Annotated in this window: 22 protein-coding genes and 1 pseudogene; 14 read left to right on the forward strand and 9 right to left on the reverse strand. The window is 46.2% G+C overall.

What is annotated here, in order from left to right; genetic code table 11:
- The first annotated feature begins 23 nt into the window (after positions 1-23).
- A complete protein-coding gene (locus tag AC0YN6_RS05625) occupies positions 24-497 on the forward strand; it encodes a DUF2975 domain-containing protein (RefSeq protein ID WP_475745674.1) in 474 nt (157 codons plus the stop codon).
- Positions 494-697 carry a helix-turn-helix domain-containing protein gene (locus tag AC0YN6_RS05630; protein ID WP_113035934.1) on the forward strand — a complete coding sequence of 68 codons (204 nt, stop codon included), beginning with the start codon at positions 494-496 and terminating at the stop codon, positions 695-697. The genes AC0YN6_RS05625 and AC0YN6_RS05630 overlap by 4 nt, the downstream gene beginning before the upstream one ends.
- 856 nt (positions 698-1,553) lie before the next feature.
- Here the strand turns inward: AC0YN6_RS05630 and AC0YN6_RS05635 are convergent.
- Together AC0YN6_RS05635 and AC0YN6_RS05640 are read right to left on the reverse strand one after the other, a co-directional pair.
- A pseudogene (locus AC0YN6_RS05635) lies at positions 1,554-1,805 on the reverse strand (transposase); the annotation flags it as partial.
- 249 nt (positions 1,806-2,054) lie between these two features.
- Complete coding sequence (locus tag AC0YN6_RS05640; protein ID WP_475746262.1) at positions 2,055-2,609, reverse strand: helix-turn-helix domain-containing protein; 555 nt, start codon at positions 2,607-2,609, stop codon at positions 2,055-2,057.
- Between the two features lie 235 nt (positions 2,610-2,844).
- On the opposite strand from AC0YN6_RS05640, the gene tdh reads away from it, so the two are divergent.
- The 4 genes from tdh to AC0YN6_RS05660 all read left to right on the forward strand — a co-directional run bounded on the left by tdh (position 2,845) and on the right by AC0YN6_RS05660 (position 7,625).
- On the forward strand, positions 2,845-3,888 hold the full coding sequence (gene tdh, locus AC0YN6_RS05645) for an L-threonine 3-dehydrogenase (protein WP_475745675.1): 1,044 nt from the start codon (positions 2,845-2,847) through the stop codon (positions 3,886-3,888).
- 35 nt (positions 3,889-3,923) lie between these two features.
- On the forward strand, positions 3,924-5,099 hold the full coding sequence (locus AC0YN6_RS05650; RefSeq protein WP_475745676.1) for a glycine C-acetyltransferase: 1,176 nt from the start codon (positions 3,924-3,926) through the stop codon (positions 5,097-5,099).
- Between the two features lie 153 nt (positions 5,100-5,252).
- Positions 5,253-6,293 (forward strand): LacI family DNA-binding transcriptional regulator, encoded by a 1,041-nt coding sequence (locus tag AC0YN6_RS05655; RefSeq protein WP_475745677.1) that lies wholly within the window; start codon positions 5,253-5,255, stop codon positions 6,291-6,293.
- A 78-nt stretch (positions 6,294-6,371) separates the two neighbouring features.
- Positions 6,372-7,625, forward strand: a complete 1,254-nt coding sequence (locus tag AC0YN6_RS05660; protein ID WP_475745678.1) for a Gfo/Idh/MocA family protein — start codon at positions 6,372-6,374, stop codon at positions 7,623-7,625.
- Positions 7,626-8,055: 430 nt separating this feature from the next.
- Here the strand turns inward: AC0YN6_RS05660 and AC0YN6_RS05665 are convergent, their stop codons facing one another.
- From AC0YN6_RS05665 to AC0YN6_RS05675, 3 genes are read right to left on the reverse strand one after another with little or no spacing between them, the layout of a single operon-like run.
- The gene (locus AC0YN6_RS05665) at positions 8,056-8,700 is read right to left on the reverse strand and encodes a metal-dependent hydrolase (RefSeq protein WP_475745679.1); all 645 of its coding nucleotides are present in this window, start codon (positions 8,698-8,700) and stop codon (positions 8,056-8,058) included.
- Between the two features lie 48 nt (positions 8,701-8,748).
- The gene (locus AC0YN6_RS05670) at positions 8,749-8,910 is read right to left on the reverse strand and encodes a hypothetical protein (protein WP_475745680.1); all 162 of its coding nucleotides are present in this window, start codon (positions 8,908-8,910) and stop codon (positions 8,749-8,751) included.
- Positions 8,911-8,953: 43 nt separating this feature from the next.
- Complete coding sequence (locus AC0YN6_RS05675) at positions 8,954-9,814, reverse strand: helix-turn-helix domain-containing protein (RefSeq protein ID WP_475745681.1); 861 nt, start codon at positions 9,812-9,814, stop codon at positions 8,954-8,956.
- A 214-nt stretch (positions 9,815-10,028) separates the two neighbouring features.
- Between AC0YN6_RS05675 and AC0YN6_RS05680 the strand changes: the two genes are divergently transcribed.
- From AC0YN6_RS05680 to AC0YN6_RS05705, 6 genes are all read left to right on the forward strand, one after another.
- The gene (locus AC0YN6_RS05680; protein WP_475745682.1) at positions 10,029-12,722 is read left to right on the forward strand and encodes a family 78 glycoside hydrolase catalytic domain; all 2,694 of its coding nucleotides are present in this window, start codon (positions 10,029-10,031) and stop codon (positions 12,720-12,722) included.
- 63 nt (positions 12,723-12,785) lie between these two features.
- A complete protein-coding gene (locus tag AC0YN6_RS05685) occupies positions 12,786-13,154 on the forward strand; it encodes an ArsR/SmtB family transcription factor (protein WP_475746264.1) in 369 nt (122 codons plus the stop codon).
- A 146-nt stretch (positions 13,155-13,300) separates the two neighbouring features.
- Positions 13,301-13,855, forward strand: coding sequence for a glycerol-3-phosphate responsive antiterminator (locus tag AC0YN6_RS05690; RefSeq protein ID WP_475746265.1), 555 nt, complete (start codon positions 13,301-13,303; stop codon positions 13,853-13,855).
- Between the two features lie 32 nt (positions 13,856-13,887).
- Complete coding sequence (gene glpK / locus AC0YN6_RS05695; RefSeq protein WP_475745683.1) at positions 13,888-15,378, forward strand: glycerol kinase GlpK; 1,491 nt, start codon at positions 13,888-13,890, stop codon at positions 15,376-15,378.
- 183 nt (positions 15,379-15,561) lie between these two features.
- Positions 15,562-17,244, forward strand: a complete 1,683-nt coding sequence (locus AC0YN6_RS05700) for a glycerol-3-phosphate dehydrogenase/oxidase (protein WP_475746267.1) — start codon at positions 15,562-15,564, stop codon at positions 17,242-17,244.
- A gap of 221 nt (positions 17,245-17,465) precedes the next feature.
- The gene (locus tag AC0YN6_RS05705) at positions 17,466-18,590 is read left to right on the forward strand and encodes a cation diffusion facilitator family transporter (RefSeq protein WP_475745684.1); all 1,125 of its coding nucleotides are present in this window, start codon (positions 17,466-17,468) and stop codon (positions 18,588-18,590) included.
- Between the two features lie 237 nt (positions 18,591-18,827).
- On the opposite strand, the gene AC0YN6_RS05710 is transcribed toward AC0YN6_RS05705, so the two are convergent.
- From AC0YN6_RS05710 to AC0YN6_RS05720, 3 genes are read right to left on the reverse strand one after another with little or no spacing between them, the layout of a single operon-like run.
- Entirely contained in the window at positions 18,828-18,995 is a 168-nt protein-coding gene (locus tag AC0YN6_RS05710; protein ID WP_475745685.1) for a hypothetical protein, read from the reverse strand.
- 35 nt (positions 18,996-19,030) lie between these two features.
- On the reverse strand, positions 19,031-20,149 hold the full coding sequence (locus AC0YN6_RS05715) for an ABC transporter permease (RefSeq protein ID WP_475745686.1): 1,119 nt from the start codon (positions 20,147-20,149) through the stop codon (positions 19,031-19,033).
- Positions 20,150-21,079, reverse strand: a complete 930-nt coding sequence (locus AC0YN6_RS05720) for an ABC transporter ATP-binding protein (protein WP_475745687.1) — start codon at positions 21,077-21,079, stop codon at positions 20,150-20,152.
- A gap of 410 nt (positions 21,080-21,489) precedes the next feature.
- Here AC0YN6_RS05720 and AC0YN6_RS05725 point away from each other — a divergent pair, with 410 nt between their 5' ends.
- On the forward strand, positions 21,490-22,146 hold the full coding sequence (locus AC0YN6_RS05725; RefSeq protein WP_475745688.1) for an adenylate kinase: 657 nt from the start codon (positions 21,490-21,492) through the stop codon (positions 22,144-22,146).
- Positions 22,147-22,254: 108 nt separating this feature from the next.
- Here the strand turns inward: AC0YN6_RS05725 and AC0YN6_RS05730 are convergent, their stop codons facing one another.
- Positions 22,255-23,175, reverse strand: coding sequence for an AraC family transcriptional regulator (locus tag AC0YN6_RS05730; RefSeq protein WP_475745689.1), 921 nt, complete (start codon positions 23,173-23,175; stop codon positions 22,255-22,257).
- Positions 23,176-23,443: 268 nt separating this feature from the next.
- Between AC0YN6_RS05730 and AC0YN6_RS05735 the strand changes: the two genes are divergently transcribed.
- Positions 23,444-24,508: a Gfo/Idh/MocA family protein gene (locus AC0YN6_RS05735; protein WP_475745690.1), complete on the forward strand. Its 1,065-nt coding sequence runs from the start codon at positions 23,444-23,446 to the stop codon at positions 24,506-24,508.
- Positions 24,509-24,601 lie beyond the last annotated feature (93 nt).

Below are 24,601 nucleotides of genomic sequence, written 5' to 3' on the forward strand. Positions count from 1 at the left end.
AAATCAAAAATGAGGTGAAATAGATGAAAAAAGAGACGCTCTTTTTAAAAGTTGTTCTGGTTGTTATGGCAATTCCTGCATTAGTGATGTGTTTTTATGGACTCCCAGCGATGGCGCATAGTATGATGCCGGATTTCCCGGATATTAAAGTTTATCTTTCCGCTTTGGCTGCGTATGTGGCGTCTATTGCGTATTCATTTACGCTACTTCAGGCATTTAAGCTTCTCAGGTACATCGATACAAATACCGCTTTTTCGCAAACCTCTGTTTTAGCGCTTAAGAAAATAAAGCGAGCGGCGGTTGTCGTATCACTCATGTTTGCATGTAATCTCCCGCTTTTCTACTTTGTTGCTGACGGCGCAGACGCACCAGGCGTCATGGTCATCGGGCTATTTATAACCTGTGCGCCAGTCGTAATCGCAGTATTTGCCGCAGTTCTTGAGAAACTGCTCAAAAACGCGATCGAGTTCAAAGAAGAACAGGAGTTGACCGTATGATAGTGGTTAACATTGACGTCATGCTTGCAAAGCGGAAAATGAGCGTTACTGAGCTATCGGAGAAAGTCGGCATTACAATGGCGAACCTGTCGATACTTAAAAACGGAAAAGCGAAAGCCATTCGAATCTCAACACTCGAAGCGATCTGCAAAGCACTCGATTGCCAGCCTGGAGATATTCTCGAGTATCGGCAGGATTGAATAAAATAAAAAAACCCGCCGTACGTCGCAGATGTAAGTAATGATGAAGAGTTCGAAAGCTATATCAATCCTAACGACTACATAGCCTTCGCCTTTGAGGCTAACGGCAATATGACACTATACCATAAGAATAATTCATCAATAATAATGCTTGCTCATGACCATTGTTTTGAGCACATTACACCCCTTGATGGTTATCCAAAATATACAATATACAGAATTAATGATTGTCCAAACTTGTTGCTTGGGTTGAAGAAGTTGCTAAGCAAGAACTAAGTAGATTGATAACACAATGAATGATTAAGCTCCCTCGGAGAATAAGGTTTTTCTCACGAATACTCGCGAATTCGCAGGATTTCACATATAGATTTAAATAGGAGTTTAAATGATTACATAAAATGGGCTAGGCAGTTCCGTTTGAGGGCATGCGGGAATAGAAGGTGTTGGTCTATTTACAACATCTTCCTGAGAAAGATTTGCTGCACGCCTCTCTCCACAAGGTCCTTGGGATTCACTCTCCCAAATCTCAACGGGTCTATGCCCTTACATTCCTTCGTCCTATCTATCCAAGGTGTGGAGTCCGATCAACGTTAACGGAACGGGTCTATGCCCTAAAGCGTAAAAATCTCGGTACTCCGTGCTTTCTTTGTGAAATCCTGCGAACGAGCTAATCTACGTATCTGGGTTGCGAATTTAGTCGTTAAGCTGCTAGTAGCGGTTGAGCCTTATCCGCGGAGAAAGTTTGTCCTTCTCGCGCCATGGCTACAAGCATTCGAGCCAATTTCCCAATCAACTTCATCATGGATTGCATTTTCGTCATTCGTTTTACTTCAATATTGTGTGCATGCACGGCTTGGAATGCACGATTGTGAGATAAGAGGTGAAACACTGAGAAGTACAAATGCTTCCGTAGTAATGAGTTTCCTCGTTTGGTTAGCTTAATGTGCCCCTTATACTTACCAGAACTACGTTCCGCTAAGTTTAATCCAGCCTTTCGCAATAACTGATTTCCGTGAGACAACTTAGGCAAGTCCCCGCCAAATGCGAATATGGCAGCCATAGCGGGAACGGAAACACCGACGGATCGAACGAGATCAGAACAGGGGATCTATTTACAAGATGCTATTTGATTAATTCCGAATATATTCAGGTGTAGCGCAGGGGCTGTCCTATTAGGTGGGTAATTCTACCTCATGGTCAGCCCCTTTTTTTTTGTTGTCGGGGCTACACAACTTTACAAACTTGCGTCATTTCTCACAATGATAAGTAGTTTGCCTTCCTGTTTGATCATGCCGGAATCGGCCATGCGGAAGCCCTGAAACTGTCTCGTGCAAAAAAATGCTATCGGCCAATTAGCCTATGCAGAATAGTGGATCATAGCAATATAAGAGATTTCCTGATCTGTTTTGTTGTGATACGAGTGGGGCTGGTTGGCGGGAAAGTGTATAGCATTGCCCTCTGTAATGTTGTAAACCTCATCGTTGAACTTGATAGCGAGACTTCCCCGAACAACGATAACGTACTCCTCGACGCCATCGTTATGAGGTTCGGACATATGATTGCAGCCAGGGGCCATATGCACTGTATAAATCTCAAATCCCTTTCGTTGATCAAATGGAAACATTGGGTAGACCCGATAATTACCGTCCTGTTCCAAAAAGGGTTCTATCTCATCTTTCGAAATGACCGATATTTTGGGGTTCTCTTCTTCGATCAACGATGTAAAAGAAATCCGAAGTCCGTTTACGATTTTCCATAGTACCGATATGGTTGGATTGGAATCACCGCGTTCGATTTGACCCAGCATGGCTTTACTGACACCTGTCAGTTCGGCAACCTGATCCAAACTGAACCCTCGCGTTTTGCGGATGGCCAAAAGATTTTTCCCTACTTTTTTATGTATCTGATCCATCATACCCTCCAATTGTACTTCGTAAATTTAGTCTTTTCATAGTATACCACTATATCACGGCAATTTTTTTTGGAAAAAGACATGTGCGTTAAGTTGTATTTTTGTATAGTATATTATAACTTGAAGTAAGGAACAGTTCAAAGCCTCCGGAAAAAAGATAAATTTATATTGTGCAATATAATATACAAATGTATACTATATTATACAAATACAAATTATCTAAGGAGGGGTTGTAATGGGCAAAACGATGATCGGGCTTGTGAAAGAAGAAAGAGGTCCAGGCGCGGTGTTGAAGCAAGTTCAGGTCCCGGAAATTGGACCGAACGAAGTGTTGGTACGCGTGAAAGCGACCTCAATCTGTGGGACCGACTTGCATATTTACAATTGGGATGCTTGGACGGAGAAAACGGTCGTCACTCCTAATGTGTTAGGTCATGAGTTTGCAGGCATTGTTGAATTAATTGGCGATCAAGTTACGAATGTGAAGATTGGCGACCCTATTTCAGGAGAAGGGCACATGGTCTGCGGTCACTGTAAGACGTGCCGTACCGGAAATGCGCATGTGTGCCCGAATACACGAAGTTTTGGCATTACTGCACCAGGATGCTTCGCCGAATATGCTGTCGTGCAAGCGAGTAATGTCATCCATAATCCGCCCGATATGCCGTTTGAGTTAGCCTGCCTGCAGGACCCTCTTGGCAATGCGGTGCAAACCGTTCTCTCAGGGGATATTGTCGGCAAATCGGTTGCTGTCATTGGTACAGGATCCATCGGTTTAATGGCTATTGCCGTTGCGAAAGCTTGCGGAGCAGGCAAGATTATAGCTGTCGATATTAACCCTTACCGGTTAGATCTGGCGAAAAAGATGGGTGCAGATGTGATCGTGAACAGCAAGGAAGTATCCATGGCGGATGCCATAAGAGCTCATACGAACGGCGAGGGTGCTGAAGTTGTGCTCGAAATGTCCGGCCATCCAGCGGCGATTCGCGATGGTTTCGAGGCAGCGGCTAATGCGGCTCGCGTTTCGCTGCTTGGCATTCCAACGAATGAGGTAACCCTTGATTTGGCCAGTCATATTATTTTCAAAGGGATTCGCATTGAAGGCATTACCGGTCGGCGTATGTACCAGACGTGGTATCAGATGAAGGGGATGCTGGAAAACGGGCGGTTAAACCTTGACGGGCTTGTTACTCATACTTTTACGTTGGACCGGTATGAAGAAGCATTTGAATTGATGAGAACGGGAAACTGCGGGAAAGTCGTTTTTATACATGAATAGGATGAGAAATGCACAAAGAGAGGATGGAGTACAATATGGGCAAGTTTGATCATTTATCCACTGAGCTGGAACAGCTCTATAACGAGGGAAGATATAGGCCCTTAAAAATATGGGATAGTGGATCCGATACTTGGATGGAGCTATCCGGCAGGAACATATTACAGATGTCCTCCAACAATTACTTGGGTTTGACGAACCATCCGGATTTACAAAAAGCAGCCGTCGCAGCTATTGAACAATATGGGGTAGGGAGCGGATCTGTCCGATCTATTACAGGCACCCTGCGTATTCACGATGAGCTGGAAAATGAGCTTGCAGCGTTTAAGGGAACAGAAGCGGCCTTGGTGTTCCAGTCCGGTTTCACGACGAATCAGGGCATATTATCTTCCATTCTAGGTCCGGATGATATCGTAATTAGCGATGAGTTGAATCATGCCAGCATTATAGACGGTATCCGGCTTACGAAAGCACACCGCAAAATATATGGGCACAAAAACTTGGAACAGCTGGAGGATTGCTTGAAAGCAAGCGCTTCCTTCCGGTCGCGTGTTGTAGTGACGGATGGTGTGTTCAGTATGGATGGCGATATCGCGCCATTGCCTGAAATTGTCCAGCTTGCAGAGAAATATGATGCCATTGTATATGTGGATGACGCTCATGCGAGCGGAGTGTTAGGACGTAACGGCAAAGGTTCGACAGATCATTTCAATCTTCACGGAAGGGTACATATTCAAGTCGGTACGCTTTCGAAGGCGATTGGCGCGGTAGGCGGCTATATGGCAGGATCGCAGCTGCTGAAAGATTATCTTATCCATAAAGCGCGGTCGTTTCTGTTCAGTACATCGCTTCCGCCATCTGTTGCCGCTGCATGTCTCGCTTCCATACGCGTGTTGAAGAACGAGCCGGAGCGAAGCGAACGACTGTGGAGCAATGCGCTTTATTTCCGCAATAAACTGCAGAAGCTTGGTTTCGATACGGGAGAGAGCGAAACGCCGATTATCCCGATTATTGTTGGAACTCCGGAGAAGACGAATAAGTTTTCGGACCGTCTGCTGGAGGAAGGGGTTTTTGCGCAGGGAATCGTATTCCCGACAGTGGCAATGGATAAAGGCCGGGTTAGACTGATCATTATGGCGAATCATACGATGGAAGATTTGAACTTTGCGCTAGACCGTCTTCAGCATGTCGGTAAACAGTTCGGGTTAATTTAACCCGAACTGTTTATCAATTGAATCCTATGATGAGATCATGGGTTTGGAAACAAAATGAACAGAATGAAAGCGTTGACATAAAAGCGGCGGCATTATAAGATAAACTCAGGATAACGTTTGGGTATATAACGGGAAAAAGGGGGTGCTAGCGCTTTGCCTACATTAAAGGATGTTTCTCAGTATGTCGGCGTATCCGTTTCCACGGTCTCGCGTGTCATCAATAATGATACTAGCAGACATATCAATGCGGATACTAAGGCCAAAGTATGGCAAGCGGTCAGGGAGTTAGGATACGAGCCGAACGAATCGGCGCGGCGTTTAGTAAAGAACCAGAAGGAAGAAGTAAGACCGACCAAGCAAATCGGATGTATCGTAGCGGGATCTCACTTAAGAGAGGATCACCCTTATTTTTCTCCCATCCTTGCTGGTTTTAACAAAAAGTTAACAGAACTTGGGTACACAGTTGCTTTTATCCATACTCCCGAAGAGATCGGAGATGAAGTACTTCTACGCAAAATGATTCAAGAGATTCGTATTGACGGCGTCATTGTGATTGGCTGTATCAACGAGAAGCTCCTGAATTACTTGAAGTCAACCAGTAAAGCCATCGTAGGGATTAGCGCTTCCGGTCATGGCATATCTTTGGTGGACTATGATCGGGTATCTGCGGCTAAAACCGCTGTAGATCATCTCATTGCTCAAGGGCATCGCAAGATCGGGTTTGTCGGCGGCCATGGGCATACAGGCAAATTGGATAGTGAGGAGAGATTTCAAGGATACAAATACGCATTGTTTGAAGCGGGTATGACATTGAACCCCTCTTGGATCATCAATACGAACTGGAAAGTAGACAAAAGCTTTGAAGACATGTCCGGGTTGATAGAGCATAGCGGGAGCGACTTGCCCACGGCTATGTTGTCTGCGAGCGATTTACTTGCCATTCCTGCCATGCGTGCGGTCATCGAACATCAATTACGGGTTCCGGAAGATATCGCTTTTATCGCGATGGATAATATTGAGCTTTCACAATACACGTCCCCTCCGCTATCCTCGGTTCATGTGCCAAAATATGAAATCGGTATGGTTGCGGCAAAAACGTTGGTCGATGAATTGCAGGGAGGTTACCCATTAACCTCCAAGATCTTACTGCCTTTTGAAATGAGAATAAGGCAATCTTCGAACTATAATAGATAATAGTTCTTTTTTTTCTCTTCATGGATAACGTTATCCAATTTGGCACCAACATTTTAAAACCAAAAAGGAGAATGTCTAATGAAACAGCTTACAGCAATCTTGATCGGTGCAGGGGCCAGAGGTGCGGCGTATGCGCATTATGCGCTCGATTATCCGCATGAACTGAAATTCGTATCCGTCGCGGAATCGAATCCAGAACGGCTGGCCAAATTCGCAGAGCAGCACGACATACCTGCCGAGCGTCAATATACGTCCTGGGAACAGATTCTCGAAGAGCCGAAGCTGGCCGATATTGCAATCATCTCTACACAGGACCGGATGCATTATCAGCCAACGTTAAAAGCGTTAAAGAACAAATATCATGTCCTGCTTGAGAAGCCGATGTCGCCGGATCCTGGGGAATGTATCGAGATGGAATTGGCCTCCAAAGAGAACGGAAGGCTGCTTACGATCTGTCACGTGCTGAGGTATACGCCGTACTGGTCGGCGATTAAGCGGCTCCTTACAGAAGGCCGTATCGGCGAGGTCGTTTCCATTCAGCTTAATGAAAACGTCGGCTACTGGCATATGGCGCACAGCTTTGTCCGGGGGAATTGGAATAACTCTGACAATTCGAGCCCTATGATTCTAGCTAAATCGTGTCACGATATGGATGTCTTATCTTGGCTGATGGATCAATCATGCCTGCGCGTCAGCTCCTACGGCTCTCTGAAGCATTTCCATTCCGGCAACGCGCCGGAGGGCTCTTCGGATACTTGCATCGGCTGTGAAGTGGAAGCAGAGTGTCCATATTCGGCGCCACGTTTCTACTTAGGCGAAGGAAAAGCTTGGGCGCGGCATTTTACCGAAGAGCTTACGCGGGAAAACATTGTGAAGGGCTTAAAGGAAACGAATTACGGTCGTTGTGTCTACAAGAGTGATAACAATGTAGTGGACCATCAAGTCGTCAATATGGAATTCGAGGGCGGCGCCACTGCAATATTCAGTATGTGCGGATTCACTCGACATCAGGAACGGCGAATTCAGATTATGGGTACAAAGGGTGAAATTCGCGGCGAGGAAGGCAAAATTACGGTTATGGATTTCGTTACCCACGAAAACACTGAGATTCAAATCCCAGAACAGACGTCAGGGCATGGGGGTGGGGACAGCGGCATTGTTCGCAGCTTCCTGAAGGAAGTGTCCGGCTACGATGGTAGCGAGAGCCTAACGTCTGCATCGGCTTCGGTACGCAGCCATCTTATGGCGTTTGCAGCAGAACAATCCCGATTAAATAATGGACAATCGATTGAACTTGATGATTTCTACAAGAAGCTTACCGTCCAGGTGTGAAATAATTAGTTGAAAACATAGTGATAGAGAAGGGGGACCCAGTCCGAACCATAGCATACGGAAATGTCCGTTACCGAGCAGCTGGAATGAGGCTTTGCCGCATAATATGCGTGCTAACAGCGATCATGTGGGTGTAGGCAGGCGGGTTTGTGGGCTCTGTAAGAACGCATACGTTCTTACAGGTGCTCAGACTAGTTAGTTTTGGTGCTGTAAGAACTTATGCGTGCTAACAGCGATCATGTGGGTGTAGGTATGAATGGGAAGGGTTGTCCAATCCTGACTTGTACCATCGACTCTAGTGTTTGGTATCGATTTCGAGGATTGGTATCAGAACGGATTTTGGGATGATCGCTCAATGAAAAAGCGGACGCCTTGGACTTGATATTCTAGTCCAGGGCAGCCGCTTTTATTTATATGAGCTCACAAGCCCCTATAACCGAATTTTAAACGATTTTTTCGTTAGCGGATAAAGCCATTTTACACCGCTTGGCGTAAGGGTGTCCGCGACGAGATGAGATAGATACCCGAGCATAGAAACGATTGCAATGCCTTCGATTTGAAGTTGATTTTCAAGTCCAAGGCCAATCGCTCCCCAAATAGGAACCGCCCATATTGTATGTGTCATGCCACGGTGCTTCAGCCAAGGCACCCAAGCGGAGAAAAGCCCGAAGCCGATGAGCCAGTTCATCTGATAATAATAGCCGGCGTACATGACGATACACCCAACTACGCTGGCAAGCACATTTCGAATGACGCCTTGCTTAGCAACAAGACCCAGTAGGAAGACAGCGGCAGCAACGCCAATGTACAGGGGTGAGGGCGAATGATCTGTGAAAAAATAGTAGGCTAAGATTCCGGCAAGCAGGAATCCCGACCAAAGCGTTAGCTCACGAATGAGCTTAGACAGCTTGCTGAGCTTGGTGCTGAGCATGCTGGGGCCGTCAAGATCGGCACTTAGTGCAGAGAATCCGGCTACTGCAATGTATATAGCAGCATGCTCCAAAGTAAAGGGATAATAAACAGAAGCGGCTGCGCCAACAGCGGCTCCGATTGCAAGATGGGTCTTTCCTGTCATATTTCCTCCTGTGACTGACAATGTGTATGCATGAAGTATGGCAGTCTATTATAATTGTTCGCGGTTAACCTGTTCATTTCGTACCATTTGCTCCAACTTTTCTACAAGGCGATCATGCGACGGGTCTTTTTTGCCAAACCCAAATAAGCGTTTCCGATTTTGTTGTTTGAGCAATTGGAGCAAATAGAGCTTTTCTTTCAAAGTAAACATGTGGGCACAGAACCTCCATTCTGCTTTGGACTATCATTAAATGTCACGCTTTCCGATAGACGCTTGGAGTCATACCGGTGCTTCTTTTGAACAATGCGTTAAAGGAATGAATATCTCTGTAGCCGACCATTTCGGCAATGGTACTGATTTTGAGCTGAGAGCTTCTTAGAAGCTCTTGGCTTTTTTGAATACGCAAATTTTGCAGGTAGCGGTGAAAGCTCTGCTTCGTATGCTGCTGGAAGAGCCGTTGCAAATGCCGCTCGCTCCAGCCGCTCATCTCGGCTAGCTTTGCAAGGGTCAGTTCTTGGTGGTATTGCTGATCAAGCTCATTTAATAGTTCGATAAACTCCGTTTGCTGTGGCGTCGGTGCCGGACTGCTGCTGACGATCGATCGTTGCAGTGCGATGATTAGCTGCAGCAGCAGCGTATGTAAATAATCGGAAGAGCCCGTTTGAGGCAGCACAAACTCCCTATGCATGGTCAGAAACAGCTTCTCGAATTGGTTATTCGTATCCATACAAGAGTAATAAGGAAAGTGTCCACTTTCCATATCATTAATAAATTGCACGCAGCGATAATCAGAAGCGAATGCACTAAGCTTATGCAGCAGCAACGGAGAAAAGACGCAGTTGAACACACTCAAGGGATTGCGGGCTTGGTTTGATGAAATCGGTCTGAACACATGAGAAATGCCGATGGGGATGAAGAAAACCTGTCCCTTGCGCACCTTGTGCACTTCATCTCCGATATGATGATAGCCGGTTCCTTCTGCGATATAGGCACATTCGAGAAAATCATGATCATGATACGGGCTCATGATGCTCTCGCTAGCGCGATTGATAAATAGCAGTTGGTTATTTCGAAAAAAATGCTCTCCCCGGAAGGTTTCTACCGGATGGTTCATCCTGAGCTCTCCCTGCCAATAGATTTTCATATTGTGAAAATGTCCGGATTACCGCATGATATTGTCTGCTTTACCTACCGTTTTTCAACCCTGCTTTTTTATAATTATAGTGGAAAGAAGTAAAGCAAGATAGGCGAACACTCAAAAAACGGCATTAATACAATCATAAACAAAGGAAAATAGTTAGCTATATCATTTTGAGGAGGATTACATCATGTTCAATATTAGCGAAGTACAATGTGAATATCAGCAAAATCCAATTGGAATCGGAGTGACAAGCCCTCGTTTAGGCTGGAAATTACAGTCCGATGAACGAGCGGTAAGTCAATCGTCTTACGAAATTGAGATTGCTGCGGATGAGAGCTTTGCGTCTATCATATGGCAATCGGGGCGTGTGCATAGCGAGCAGTCGACACATGTTGAGCTTGACTCGTTCGTTGCGGAATCTAGTAAACGTTACTATTACCGTGTTCGAGCATGGAATCAGAAGGGGGAGGAATCCGCTTGGTCGGTAGCAGCCTTCTGGGAAATGGGCGTGCTTAGTCCGAAGGAGTGGCTCGGTGATTGGATCGCTGCCCCGCTTGCGCTGCTGCCTATTGAGGCAGAGCCTTCCCTGTTATTAAGGAGAGGCTTCGAGCTTACAGGTAAGGTGAAAGAAGCGCGAATGTATGCGACTTCCTTGGGTATATATGAGCTTGAGCTTAATGGACAGCGGGTTGGCGACAGTTATTTTACACCTGGCTGGACGAGCTACAATCACACGCTGCAGACGCAAACCTATGATGTGACGCAACTGTTGAATCAAGGTGAAAATGCCATGGGAGCTTATCTTGGAAATGGCTGGTATAAGGGGAATTTGGCATGGACTGATCAGCGAGGTATATATGGCGATCGTTTAGCCTTATTGCTGCAATTACGTGTCGTTTATGAGGATGGACGTGAAGAGCTTATCATGACCGATGATAAGTGGAAGGCAGCGGTCAGTCAGATTCAACTTTCAGAGATCTATCATGGAGAAACCTACGATGCACGCCTCGAGCGGGAGGGCTGGAGTACAGCGGCTTATGAAGACAGCACGGAAGACTGGCATACGGTCGAAGTGCTTCAACATGGGAAAGAGATGCTGAAGCCGCAGGTGAATGAGACTGTCCGTAAGCAGGAACGATTGAAGCCAATTGCTCTTATAAAGACGCCGAAAGACGAGACGGTGCTTGATTTTGGCCAGAATATGGTCGGCTGGGTGCAGTTTGGAGTACAAGGCGAGGCAGGGGCTGAAGTAACGCTGCTGCACGCGGAGGTACTGGATCAGGAAGGTAATTTCTATACTGAAAATTTACGTGCTGCGAAGCAAGCGATTCGTTATGTGCTGAAGGGCGGCGAACGCGAAACCTATGAGCCTCGTTTTACGTTTCAAGGTTTCCGTTATGTGCAGCTGATTGGGTTTCCTGAGGACCTTTCGCTTGAAGATTTTACAGGTGTGGTGCTGCATTCGGATATGAAGGAAACGGGCAAGTTCGAGTGTTCTGAACCGCTTGTAAATCAGCTTCAGCAAAATATTAAATGGGGATTGAAGGGCAATTTCCTCGATGTGCCGACAGACTGTCCGCAGCGTGATGAACGTCTGGGCTGGACGGGCGATGCTCAAATGTTCATTCAAACGGCATCTTACTTATCGAATGTCGCTCCTTTTTTCACCAAGTGGCTGCGGGATGTAGAGGCTGATCAAGCGGAGGACGGCGGCGTTCCATACGTCGTGCCTCATGTGCTGGGAGAAAACGATAAGTCCTCGGCAGCATGGGGAGATGCGGCTGTTATTTGCCCCTGGACTCTATATATTTGTTATGGTGACAAGCGAATATTAGAGGAACAATATGACAGCATGCAGGCGTGGGTATCCTATATTCGGCGTCAGGGAGAAAATGAGTACTTATGGAATACAGGCTCACATTTCGGAGACTGGCTTGGACTTGATGCAAAGCCGGGTGATTATGTTGGAGCAACTGATCGTGAGTTCATTGCAACAGCCTTCTATGCGTATTCCGTATCGCTCGTTCAGAAGACGGCAGTTGTGCTGAATAAATCAGTGGATGCTGAGGAGTATTTGGAGCTGTACAACAAAATCGTAGCAGCGCTCCGAGAAGAGTATGTGACGGGCACAGGCAGGCTGGCTGTACCGACGCAAACGGCTCAAGTGCTTGCATTGATGTTCGGATTGCTCGACGAGACTGCTGAGAAGCGTGCCATTGCTAAGCTAGCCGAGCTGATCGAGCACAATAAATTTCACTTGTCGACAGGCTTTGTCGGCACCCCTTATTTGAACCATGTGCTTAGTACGTTTGGCCAGAACGAGGTGGCATACAAGCTGCTGCTCCAGCAGACGTATCCATCATGGCTGTATCCTGTGACCAAAGGCGCTACGACGATATGGGAGCATTGGGACGGCATCAAGGATGACGGAAGCTTCTGGAGCAAGGATATGAACTCATTCAACCATTATGCTTATGGGGCAATTGGAGATTGGATGTATCGGACAGTAGCCGGCATTCAAACCGTTGAAGAAGCTCCAGGGTATAAACGAATGATCATCGCACCGCAACCGGGCGAAGGACTAACCTGGGCGGAAGGAAAGCTTGAGACGTTATATGGCTCGGTTAGCTCAAAATGGTCCAAAACGGATGAGGGACTTTTCACGCTGGATGTAACCATTCCTCCGAACACTTCTGCGGAAATTCGGTTGGCAGGTGCAGCTGCTTGGTCGAGTGTGACTGAAAGCGGTACTGCATTAATCGAGTCCGCGGGGATCACGTCTGCAGTTGATACGGAAGCTGGAGTTATTGTTCAGGCTGGCTCGGGCAGTTATCGATTTGTTTGGTATGTAGGTTCTAGTACGGCGCATGCGGGCATTTGAGATTCACCCCATCAACTGAAACATGTTATAATGTGCATTAGGACGAATAGGGTTGGTGGGATGATGATGGATAATCAAGTAGTCGCAGCATGCGATGATTCGTGCGATGGCTCGGAAGTAAATATAGAGGATGTTAGAAGTAAAATGATCGCGGACACAACAGCTGTTCAACTGGCTGATTTGTTTAAGGCACTGGGTGATCCAACGCGAGTGAAAATGATCCATGCTTTAGTGCAATCAGAGCTTTGCGTTCATGATTTGACTGAGGTGCTCTCCATGGGCCAATCGGCGGTTTCTCATCAACTGCGGCTGTTGCGAAATATGCGCATCGTTAAACGTAGAAAAGTTGGGAAAACGGTGTTCTATTCACTTGATGACGATCATGTGGAGCAAATTTTTATGCTGACGCTTCAGCATTTGAAGCATGAATAATAGACCAAACAAGGCTACTCTGCAGGGTTAATATCGCGGAGCAGCCTTTTTCTTTACCGAAGTTAATTTTATTGATTCAGAAATATCGACTTGGTAAAATTGTTTATGCAAGAAGATTCGGCTGATCGGAGGTGGCATGTGTGTCATTGTTGCTAAACGGACAGAACGTATTGCCGGCTGTTCATAAGCTAAAGGATGTGGAAGCGGTACTTGCCTCCCCTTTTCCATATATGGTGCTGCTCGGAGGACATTTGGGACAATTAAAAAATATCGTTGATTTGGCCAGCCAGCACGGGAAAAAAGTACTGCTGCATGCGGATCTCATCGACGGCTTGAAAAACGATGAATATGCGGCGGAGTTTCTGTGCCAAACGATTCGTCCCGCAGGCATTATTTCTACACGTTCAAGCGTTATCGGTCGAACGAAGCAGAATGGACTGATTGCGATTCAACGGTTATTTCTTATTGATTCGGATGCTTTGGAGAGAAGTTATACAGTACTTGATAAAAACCGGCCAGATTTCATCGAGGTGTTACCGGGTGTTATCCCAGATATTATTAGTGAAGTTAAGCAGCGGAGCGGCATACCCATTATAGCAGGCGGGCTTATTCGAACAGAGGAGCATGTCAAGCAAGCACTCGAAGCGGGAGCATCGGCGATAACGACATCTCGAAAGGATCTGTGGAAATCCGGGAAATAGGGCTGCAGCTGATTAACGAAGGAGGAGTAACAATGGAGACCTACATATTATCGCTTGATCAGGGTACGACCAGCACGCGCGCGCTGCTCGTTGATCGGAGTGGAACGATTATAGATATGGTGAAAGAGGAGCTGCCGCTGCATTACCCGCATGCAGGATGGGTTGAAGCGGATGCTTTGTTTATATGGCAGTCAACGAAGCAGGTAATGACAGAACTTCTAGCCAAAACAGGTATTAAAGCAGAGCAAATTGCTGGGATAGGAATAACGAATCAACGGGAAACGACAGTTGTATGGGACAAAGCGACAGGTCAGCCGATTTATAACGCAATCATATGGCAATCCCGTCAAACGGCGGGCATTAGTGATGGGCTTAAGCAAGCCGGTTATGGGCAGGTGTTTCATGAAAAGACGGGTCTGCTTATTGATGCTTATTTTTCGGGCACGAAGGTGAATTGGCTCCTTGAGCATGTTGAAGGTGCTCGTGAACGCGCGGAGAAGGGAGAACTTCTCTTCGGCACAATTGATACTTGGCTGATTTGGAACTTGACAGGCGGCAAGGTGCATGTGACGGACGTCTCGAATGCGTCGAGAACACTTATGTTCAACATTCATGAACGGAGCTGGGATGATGAGCTTCTACACATATTGAACATTCCAAAAGCGATGCTGCCTGAAGTTCGGTCATCTTCTGAAGTATATGGACAGCTTGTCGATGAAATTCTAGGCTGCAGTATTCCTGTTGCTGGCGCGGCTGGCGATCAGCAAGCTGCCCTATTCGGGCAAAATGCCTATGAAGAAGGGGACACCAAAAACACCTATGGTACGGGCTGCTTTATGCTGATGAACACAGGGACAAAAGCGATTGTATCTGAGAAGGGTCTGCTTACGACGATTGCGTGGGAGATTGGCGGCAAGCTGGAGTATGCACTTGAAGGAAGTGTATTTGTTGCAGGTGCTGCTATTCAGTGGCTTCGAGATGGCTTAGAGCTCATCGATTCTGCTTCAGAGACAGAGGAGCTTGCGGGGCAGGTACAATCTTCGGATGGTGTTTATGTCGTTCCAGCCTTCGTTGGACTTGGTACCCCTTACTGGAATAGTGATGTTAGAGGCTCGATATTTGGGTTGACGCGGGGTACGACAAAAGCACATTTAGTCCGTGCAGTCTTAGAGTCATTAGCTTACCAAACGAAGGATGTTCTCTCTGTCATGGAGGAGGAATCGGGATTGCCGCTGCAATCATTGGCTGTTGACGGCGGTGCCGTTAGCAATAGTTTGATTATGCAATTTCAAAGTGATCTGCTCGGTGTTCCGGTGGAGCGTCCGCTTGTTAATGAATCAACCGCGCTTGGAGCCGCTTATTTGGCAGGGCTTGCAGTAGGTTTCTGGGAAAACCGCGAGCAGTTGGCTAAGCTGAGACAAGTGGATAAAGTATTTACACCATCGATGGAAGAGCAGCAGCGTGATGATTTATATAGCGGATGGCACCGTGCGGTGAAGGCGGCCATGGCATTCGCGAAGTAATTATGCTACACTGAAGGCAAGTTAATAACGGTTGGAGATTAGGAGAAACCACGAGGACCGCTTTCAAACCCTTTTTAGGGATTGGGAAGCGGTTTGAGTGGTTTTTTGTTTTTTAGATGCTTTTGTGTTTAGTGATCTGCAATAGGCAGAACAATAATAATAACGAATCAGGAGGAAATCATGATGACAAACAAAAATAGAGAAATTTTTTCTGCACAAAATAGAGAACAAGTATTGTCGGAGATGCAGGATACAAAGCTAGATGTACTAGTCATTGGCGGTGGAATTACCGGTGCTGGTATCGCGCTTGATGCTGCTTCGCGAGGGATGAAGGTCGCGCTAGTAGAAATGCAGGATTTTGCGGCAGGAACATCCAGCCGTTCGACTAAGCTGGTTCATGGCGGCTTGCGTTACTTGAAGCAGTTGGAAATAGGCGTTGTAGCTGAGGTGGGCAAGGAGCGGGCTTTCGTATACGAGAACGGGCCACATGTTACGACACCTGAATGGATGCTGCTTCCGCTTTATAAGGGTGGTACCTATGGAAAGTTCTCAACTTCGATTGGCCTGCGGGTCTACGACTTTCTGGCAGGAGTCAAAAGTAAAGAGCGCCGTATGATGCTAAATGTGGCCGACACGCTGGCGAAGGAGCCGCTTTTGAAGCGGAATGGCCTGAAGGGCGGCGGTTACTATGTGGAATACCGAACGGATGATGCGAGGCTTACGATTGAAGTGATGAAGAAAGCGGTCGAAATCGGTGCTTTGTCGGTCAACTATGCCAAGGTAGAGACACTTCGTTATGGCAAGGATGGTCAAGTAACTGGCGTATTGGTTAAGGATACGATTAGCGGTGATGAATATGAGATGAAAGCGAATAAAGTGATTAACGCTACGGGCCCTTGGGTCGATGATATTCGTGAAATGGACGGATCAAAGAAGGGCAAAACACTTCGTCTGACGAAGGGCGTCCATGTTGTATTCGATAAAAGCCGTTTCCCTTTGCGTCAAGCTGTCTACTTTGATACACCTGATGGTCGGATGGTGTTTGCGATTCCACGAGCCGGCAAAGCCTATTTCGGTACAACGGATACCAATTATAAGGGAGACACCGTTAATCCAGTTATGACACTGGAGGATCGCACCTATTTGCTGCAGGCGGTCAACTTCATGTTCCCAGATCTGAAGCTAGTTGAAGCGGATATCGAATCTAGCTGGGCAGGACTTCGTCCGCTAATTCAGCAAGAAGGAAAGTCGCCTTCTGAAATATCACGAAGAGATGAAATTTTTGTATCGGATTCCGGTCTAATTTCGATCGCAGGAGGTAAGCTGACTGGTTATCGCAAGATGGCTGAGACCGTGGTTGATAAAGTGGTCGAGCTGCTTTGGGGAGAAGGCAGCAGCAATAATTTCTGGAAAAGTGATACGAAGGCCATTACGATGTCAGGCGGAGACCTTGGCGGATCAAAAGGCTTTGAGCCGTTTGTTCAGAAGAAAACGACGGAAGGCGCTCAGTTTGGCTTTAGTAAGGAAGAGTCAGTCTTTCTAGCGCAGCGCTATGGATCGAACGTGGATCAACTATTCGCGTTAGCACAAAGCACAGGTGCTTGGGCCGAAGCCTTCAAGCTGCCGCTCGTACTAGCAGTACAGCTTCGCTACTCACTAGAAGAAGAAATGACGGTTAAGCCAACTGATTTCTTCATTCGTCGTACCGGCGATATGTTCTTCCGAATCGGATATGTGCAGCAATGGAAAGAGAACGTTATTGCTGCAATGGCAGAACGTCTTCATTGGAGCAAGGAGCAGCGTGCTGCGTACACAGTGGAGCTGGATGAGAAGCTTGTGGAGGCAGTCGAGCCGCTTCAGGGCTAAACTGCGATCGGAATGGAAACCAAATATAACATTGATCATAAGCTGAGGTGCAGAGATGCGCCTCTTTATTTTGTATTGCTGTTGCAGCAATTGTATTTATTACATATAATACATATGAGCATATGTTCATATGTTATTGAGAAATGAGATATACATTCATGAAATAGGTAGTGGAGTAGCAGACTAATAAGATCTGTTGGAATGAATTGGGGGAGAGCGGTATGAGCGGATCACATGACGAGAAACAACAGAAAAGCATGAAAACAGCCGTTAGCGGCGGGGGAAAAGAGCAGCATGAGCATGTTCACACTGGTGAACGATGCGATCATAAGCATGATGACAGCGAGCATGGGTATGAGCATGCTGCACAAAATCACAATCATAGCGGACATAAGCACTCACACGGCCATCACCATGGACACCATCACGGTCATGGTCATCACGGACACCATCACGGACATCACGGACATTCACATGCCCCAAATAATAAAGCGGGTCTGTTGATTGCACTTATGATTACTGCGGGGATTATGGTGCTGGAGTTTGTCGGCGGTTTAGTCACCAACTCATTAGCGCTATTATCCGATTCAGGGCATATGCTGAGCGATGCAGCGGCACTTGCTTTAAGCTTAGTAGCCATGTGGTTTGCTGTACGTCCGACATCATCGAAGCGAACTTATGGATTTCACCGTTTTGAAATATTAGCAGCCTTGTTTAATGGGGTTACGCTTTTTGTCATTGCGGGTTTTATTATTGCAGAGGCAATCAAACGATTTGGTGAGCCGCCAACTGTGGCGAGTGGATCGATGATGATTATAGCTAGCATTGGATTGCTGGCGAATCTGGCAAGCGCATGGTTTCTCATGCGGAAAGCCGACGTGAAGGACAATTTAAATGTACGAAGTGCATATCTTCATGTCATCGGTGATGCGATCGGTTCGGTAGGGGCGATCGTTGCCGGAATTTTAATGTCTTTATTCTCATGGTACATTGCAGATCCGATTATCAGCGTTATTGTTGCCGTACTTATTTTGCGCAGCGCATGGGGAATCATTACATCAACCGTCCATATTCTGATGGAGGGAACACCTGCTAATGTGGACGCCGAGCAGGTTAAGGAGTCGCTGCTTCGCATTCAAGGGGTCAAAGAGGTGCATGATCTTCATATTTGGACGATTACATCAGGTATTGATGCTTTAAGCTGTCACCTCATTGTTGAGGATGCAGTGGATTGCCAAGCGGTTCTTCAAGAAGCCATTCAACAAATGACAGACACATTCCAAATTGATCATTCGACGATTCAAATTGAGAAGTCACAGTTGAAGCATCCTGAGCTGAAGGTGTAGAGCGAAGCAAAAGTGTACATGTTTATGTTGACGTTTCTGCAGAAATAGATCTAAATAATAGACCTATGTCCAGCAAATCAGCCCTTTTGAAGAAAATAGATCTAGATAGTAGACTTAATGCTTCTCACTACCCATCACATGATCGGTAATGCGACGTTTCTGCAGAAATAGATCTAAATTATAGACCTATGTTCAGCAAACTTGTCCTTTTGAAGAAAATAGATCTAGATAGTAGACTTAACGCTTCCCGCCACCGACCAAATTGACCGGTAATGCGACGTTTCTGCAGAGCTTGTCTCCTTCCTTCGTTTCAAAGGAGCTACTTTCTTTCCAGTCTAACTGTGCTTGCTTGCCTGGAACTGTCTCAAAACGAACAGCAGGTTGCGAGTTGCTTTTATAAAGCATCTCAACCTGCTGTTTTTTTAGGTTAAAGATTACGATTAGGCTTCAACGGCTGATTTCATTTTGTACAATTGTGAGGCGATTAAGAAGGAGACGACACCCCATAGTGCCATGATCCCAATTCCTATCCAGAATGCGCTTGAATCGATGCCTGAATTGTAAATGAGACCATCCCGCATACCTTCTACGAAGTAAGTAAGAGGAAGGATTTGCGTAACGGGCTGCAGCCAAGCCGGCAATGCTTCGATCGGGATAAAGACACCGCTGAGAAACATCATGAGCATGCTGGCAATATTGGAAATCCCCATATAAGCCTCAATAGTTTTGCTGAATGATGAGAATAAATAGCCCATTGCATTAAATACCAACCCGCCTGCAAGGAAAGCTATAACCAAGCTGAAAACATTAATATGTAGATTTGCCCCAAATCCGAATACACCAATCAACGTTAAAATAAAAATTTGAAAAATACCGAGTATGAGCTTTACGAGCACTCCCGCTAAGCCATATAGGCCCATTTTGGCAGGAGTCATACTAAGCCGTTTCATGAGTCCCTTTCTACGCAGCTCGACAAGATTAACCATGCCGAACAATCCGCCCTGAGCAACGGATAACCCAATCATACCTGTGAGTAGGAAATCTGCAAAATTCAAATCCTCTGCACCGGATGAAATCGCGTTTTTGGTTAAGCTAAATGTTGGCGTTGCATTCGCAGCGGTCCAATTGGCCTGTTGAATAAATTGATCTAAAATGCCGGCAATCGCTTGAGTAGTAGCTCCTTGCTCATCCGCTTTGTTTACAACAAGCTGCATCGTAGTGTCACTATCCGACTCAGGTAAAATGATGAGGGCATCAATATCTTGTTTCTCGATAAGTGTGTTTCCAGCCTCCTTGGTGATCGGCTGCTCTTCTTTGAACTTAAATACTGGAATTTGACGAAGCTGCTCAAGCAGCATGCCTGAGGTCGCATTAGGATTCGCATCAACAACGGCAATGGTCGCCTTGAAGCTGCTGGATGAGCTGCCGCCGAAAATAACCATAAAAAACACCATTAAGATAATAGGGAAAAAGATGTTCCAAAACCAAACTTGTTTTTCACGAAACATCATTTTGATTTGAGCTGCGAACATTTTGGAAAATTGCTTGCCGCTATTCATTTAATCCCTCCATTCCTTGCCGGTGAAGGCAATGAATACGTCTTCCAGACTCATTTCACGAATAGAGATTTGCTCCACGCGAAAACCGCGATCTTTCGTAAATCCGAATAGCTCATATAATGTTTCTTCAGGATGTGTTGTCCATAGCTGTAGTGATGCACCATCACGATTCGTCCTGACGACTGCGGAATGGAGAGTCGCGACCTCCTCTGTCGCAATCGCAGCAGCATCACCGTCAAGAAAGGTAAGTCTGACCTCACGCTCCTTAGTGAGACGATCAATTAGAGCAGATGGCGTGTCTAATGTGACAATTTTCCCTTGATCGACAATGCAGACACGGTCGCTGAGCTTCTCAGCCTCCTCCATATAATGTGTCGTTAAAATGGTTGTTTTGCCGAGCTCCTTCAGCTTGAGGATGATGTCCCAAATATTCCGCCTCGCCTGTGGATCGAGCCCTGTCGTAGGCTCATCGAGGAAAATAATCGCAGGATCATTAATCATTGCAAGTCCGATAGCAAGCCGCTGTTTCTGGCCCCCAGATAGCTTCCTGACCTGCTTGCGGCGCTGATCAGTGAGATTAATCATTTCGAGCACCTCCTCCGATGATCTGGATTTCGGATAGAAGGTCGCGAACAAATCTAAATTTTCTTCCACCGTCAACAAATCGAACAATGCGCTGGATTGAGGCTGTACACCGATGGATATTTTGATTTGCTCACTATTTTTTGACCAATTCAAAGGACCGAACTCGATGTGGCCTGCATCTGGCGTTTGCAGTCCTTCAATCATTTCAAGCGTAGTCGTTTTGCCTGCACCGTTAGGACCGATGATGGTAAACACTTCCCCAGCATCTACAGAAAAGCTAATGCCAGCTACAGCGCTGACTGAACCATAGCTCTTTTTTAAATCACGTACCTCTAATACGGGCATTATTGACCCTCCTCAAAGTTTTGTGAAGCAAAACTTACTTCGTAAGCATAGGCTTAGTTTTGTGGAGCAATGGTTCCGCGTTTAATGATCTGTTACAATAATTTTAACCGTATCCATTTTATGAGAGTACGGTCTGAAGCATGCTTCGATCTCCGTCTCAAGAAGGAGAAACTGAATGATAAATGTTCTGAGATACTCGAGATAACATTAAATCTACAATCTGAAATAAGTGTCATAAAGCATACAGCGGAATTTACATCGTCGTGGAAAAAACGTAAACGGTTGAACATCCAAGAGGATGTTACTCATAACTATTGGGGAATGAATATCGCTTGTAATGAAGATATCATAGGCGGGTGGAGAAGGGCAGCAGCTTTCTTTTGCTATGGTTCATAAGAGGAGGTTTATGGATGAATATTATTATACTTGGTTTACCGGGAGCAGGGAAAGGAACTCAGGCCAAAATAATTACTGAAAGTCTACGTATTCCACACATTTCTACAGGAGATTTATTTAGAGCGGCATATAAACATAAGACTGAACTAGGTTTATTAGCAAACGACTACATGAGCAAAGGAGAACTAGTTCCTGATGAGGTCACGATAGAACTGGCATTACAAAGGTTGGGCAGTCCAGACTGTAGTAATGGTTTTCTACTAGATGGTTTCCCGCGGAACATCGTTCAGGCTAGTGCTTTAGAAAAACATCTGGATTCAGAAGCAAAAAAGATCGACCATGTCATTTATGTAGAAGTCGACGAAGATTTACTTTTGGAACGTCTGACTGGAAGACGAGTATGTCCCAATTGCGGGCAGACTTTCCACGTTGTAAGTAATCCGCCAAAGGTTAGCGGCCGATGTGACGTTTGTAACGAAGTCCTCATTCAACGAGGAGATGACCGAGAAGAAACAGTAAAAGAACGACTCAGAGTAAATGGTGAACTCACTAGCCAGCTCGTCAATTATTACGGGGAACGAGCACTTTTAAAAACCATTAACGGATCTAAAGATATCACAGAAATATCGCAAGATATATTATGTATTTTTAGAAAATGGTTACACAAATAATGCGGTTACTGTGAACGAGAGTTGAATAACACACCGTGTTGAGCAGGCTCTCTGGCAGCCTGCTCTTTTTATTTAATAAGGGGCAGAATTGCATAATCAATATATAACTTAAAACAATGCTTCTTCAAAATGGACGTCTTCTTTTTGTTCTCGGTATTGAGAGGGATTCATGCCTACCGTTTTCTTGAACAGCCGGCTGAAGTACAGTGAATCTTTATACCCGACTTCTGCTGCAATCTCTCCGATGGTTCGATTGCTGTTAAGCAGCAAGTATTTCGCGCGCTGAACGCGAAGCTGCAAAATGTAGGCGGACATGGTCAGGCCGGAATTTTTTTTGAACACATGGCACAAATATTCGTATTTACGGTCCAGCTGCTGCTCTATGATCTCCTTATTGATTTCCTTTTCAAAGTTCTCTTCCAAATAGCTGATGATATTGCGGTAGGTGATGAAGGACGGCGGATAGGAAACGTCCTTGTGTTGATGCTCAAGCAGATCGCTCGCAATCACTTCTAGAATATGGCCGAGCATGAGCGAAAGCCGCATCCTGAAATAACCTTGGGGACGGTTGAATTCATAAAGCAGATTCTCGAATTGGGAAAGCAATTTATACCGCCGCTCCGGTCGGAATCGTCGAGGAATTAGCATTTTATCGACAACCTGACTCTCATGAGTACGTAAATGGCTTTTGGACGTATGGACAAAAATAAGACTGTCGTTGGCTTCTGTCCATGGATGGAAATCACTCATCCCTGGATCACAAGCAAATTGAACCCAGATAAATGTGGATTCCTCGGCATTTTTACGCCAGCCGTAATGCTGTTCCCAAGGCCTGAGCAAGAAGGTCTCCCCTGATTTGAGTTCAAGCCGCTCCTGTCCTACCTGCAGATGAATAGGGCCCTCAATAACCATGATCAATTCATAATTGGGATTGGAATGAGTTTTCATATAAAAATCCTCATTGCCTTTAAGTATGCCTGCCCATTTGACGTCCAGCCGGGATAATCTCGAAAAGTTGAAGAAATTCACAGTTTCCTCCTTTTTTTCATGATCAGTAAACGGTAATCCAATCCATATGGCCACGTTTAGCCATGTGCTAACATTATAACATGAAAGCGATTTCTTATTGAGCTTAGTGCCGAGATACATACTCCATGGTTGATCAGAACGATGCGAAGCAGATGCTGCCGTATGTACAGCGGAAAACGGAGATCAACTGTCGGGGTACACTGAGTCGTTCACCGTAGGCTCCCGTTACATTCAATTGCATGCTATATATTCAGAATGGAGGAACACAATGAATACAATAATTGGAATAGGTGTATTGGGCTTTGCCCATGGACATGTCAATTCTTATTGCGAACAGTGGAAACAACCGGAGCACCGTGTACGTGTGATCGCTGGATGGGATCATGATCCCGCAAGAGTTGAAACGGCAGCTAAATCATACGGATTGGAGATCTGTCAGAGCGCGGAGGAACTCCTTTCCCGGGCGGATATTGGGGCGGTTGTGATCGCTTCTGAAACGTCCATGCACGCAGATCTGGTGGAACTGGCGGCTATACATGGTAAAGCTGTCGTACTTCAAAAGCCGATCGCGCTGACGATCGCCGAAGCGGATCGCATTGTGGAGGCTGTGCGGCAGCATAGCATTCCCTTTACGATCGCCTGGCAGATGCGGGTAGATCCGCAGAATCTGCAAATGAAGGCATGGCTGGATAGCGGAGAACTGGGTAAGGTGTTTATGGTTCGCCGTAGACATGGGCTGCCCATGGCTTTGAACCCGACATTCGCCGATTCCTGGCATGTTGACCCGGAGCATAACAGAGATATTTGGGCGGACGATTCCTCCCATCCAATCGATTTTTTCCACTTCCTGCTCGGCGTGCCAGAGACCGTAACCGCAGAGATTGCGTCGTTGTACAACCCGCGAATTCCGAACGATAACGGGATTGCCATATTCCGGTATCCGGGAGGGCCTATCGCCGAAGTTAGCTGCTCCTTCACCTGCACCGCTGCGGAGAACACGATGGAGATCATCTGCGAACGAGGGACGATCGTACAGAACTACGGAGATGTTCCCAGCTGCAACGTTCCACGGCCTGAAGGAGCAACGGGACTCAAGCGGTATGACGCGGAGTCTGGTGTATGGGTGGGAAGTGATATTGCAAGCCCGGCGAATCACGGGCACCGAATCAGCGGACTCGGCGGGCCGATCGCCCAATTCCTTCACGGTGAGCGGGGGCCGATGGCAACGGCAGAGGAAGGTCGAACATCGCTTCGCATGGTACTTGCAAGCTATGTATCAAAACGGGAAGGACGGCGCGTTGCCATCGATGATCCGTCTATCCGGTTTGTATAAGCATTTTTTTGTTAAGCTAATGGAAAAATTCAGTACAACAATCATCAAAGGCAGCCAATATTATTGGTTGCCTATTCCCTATTCACTGGAAGT

The organism is Paenibacillus sp. J22P15, assembly GCF_056269345.1.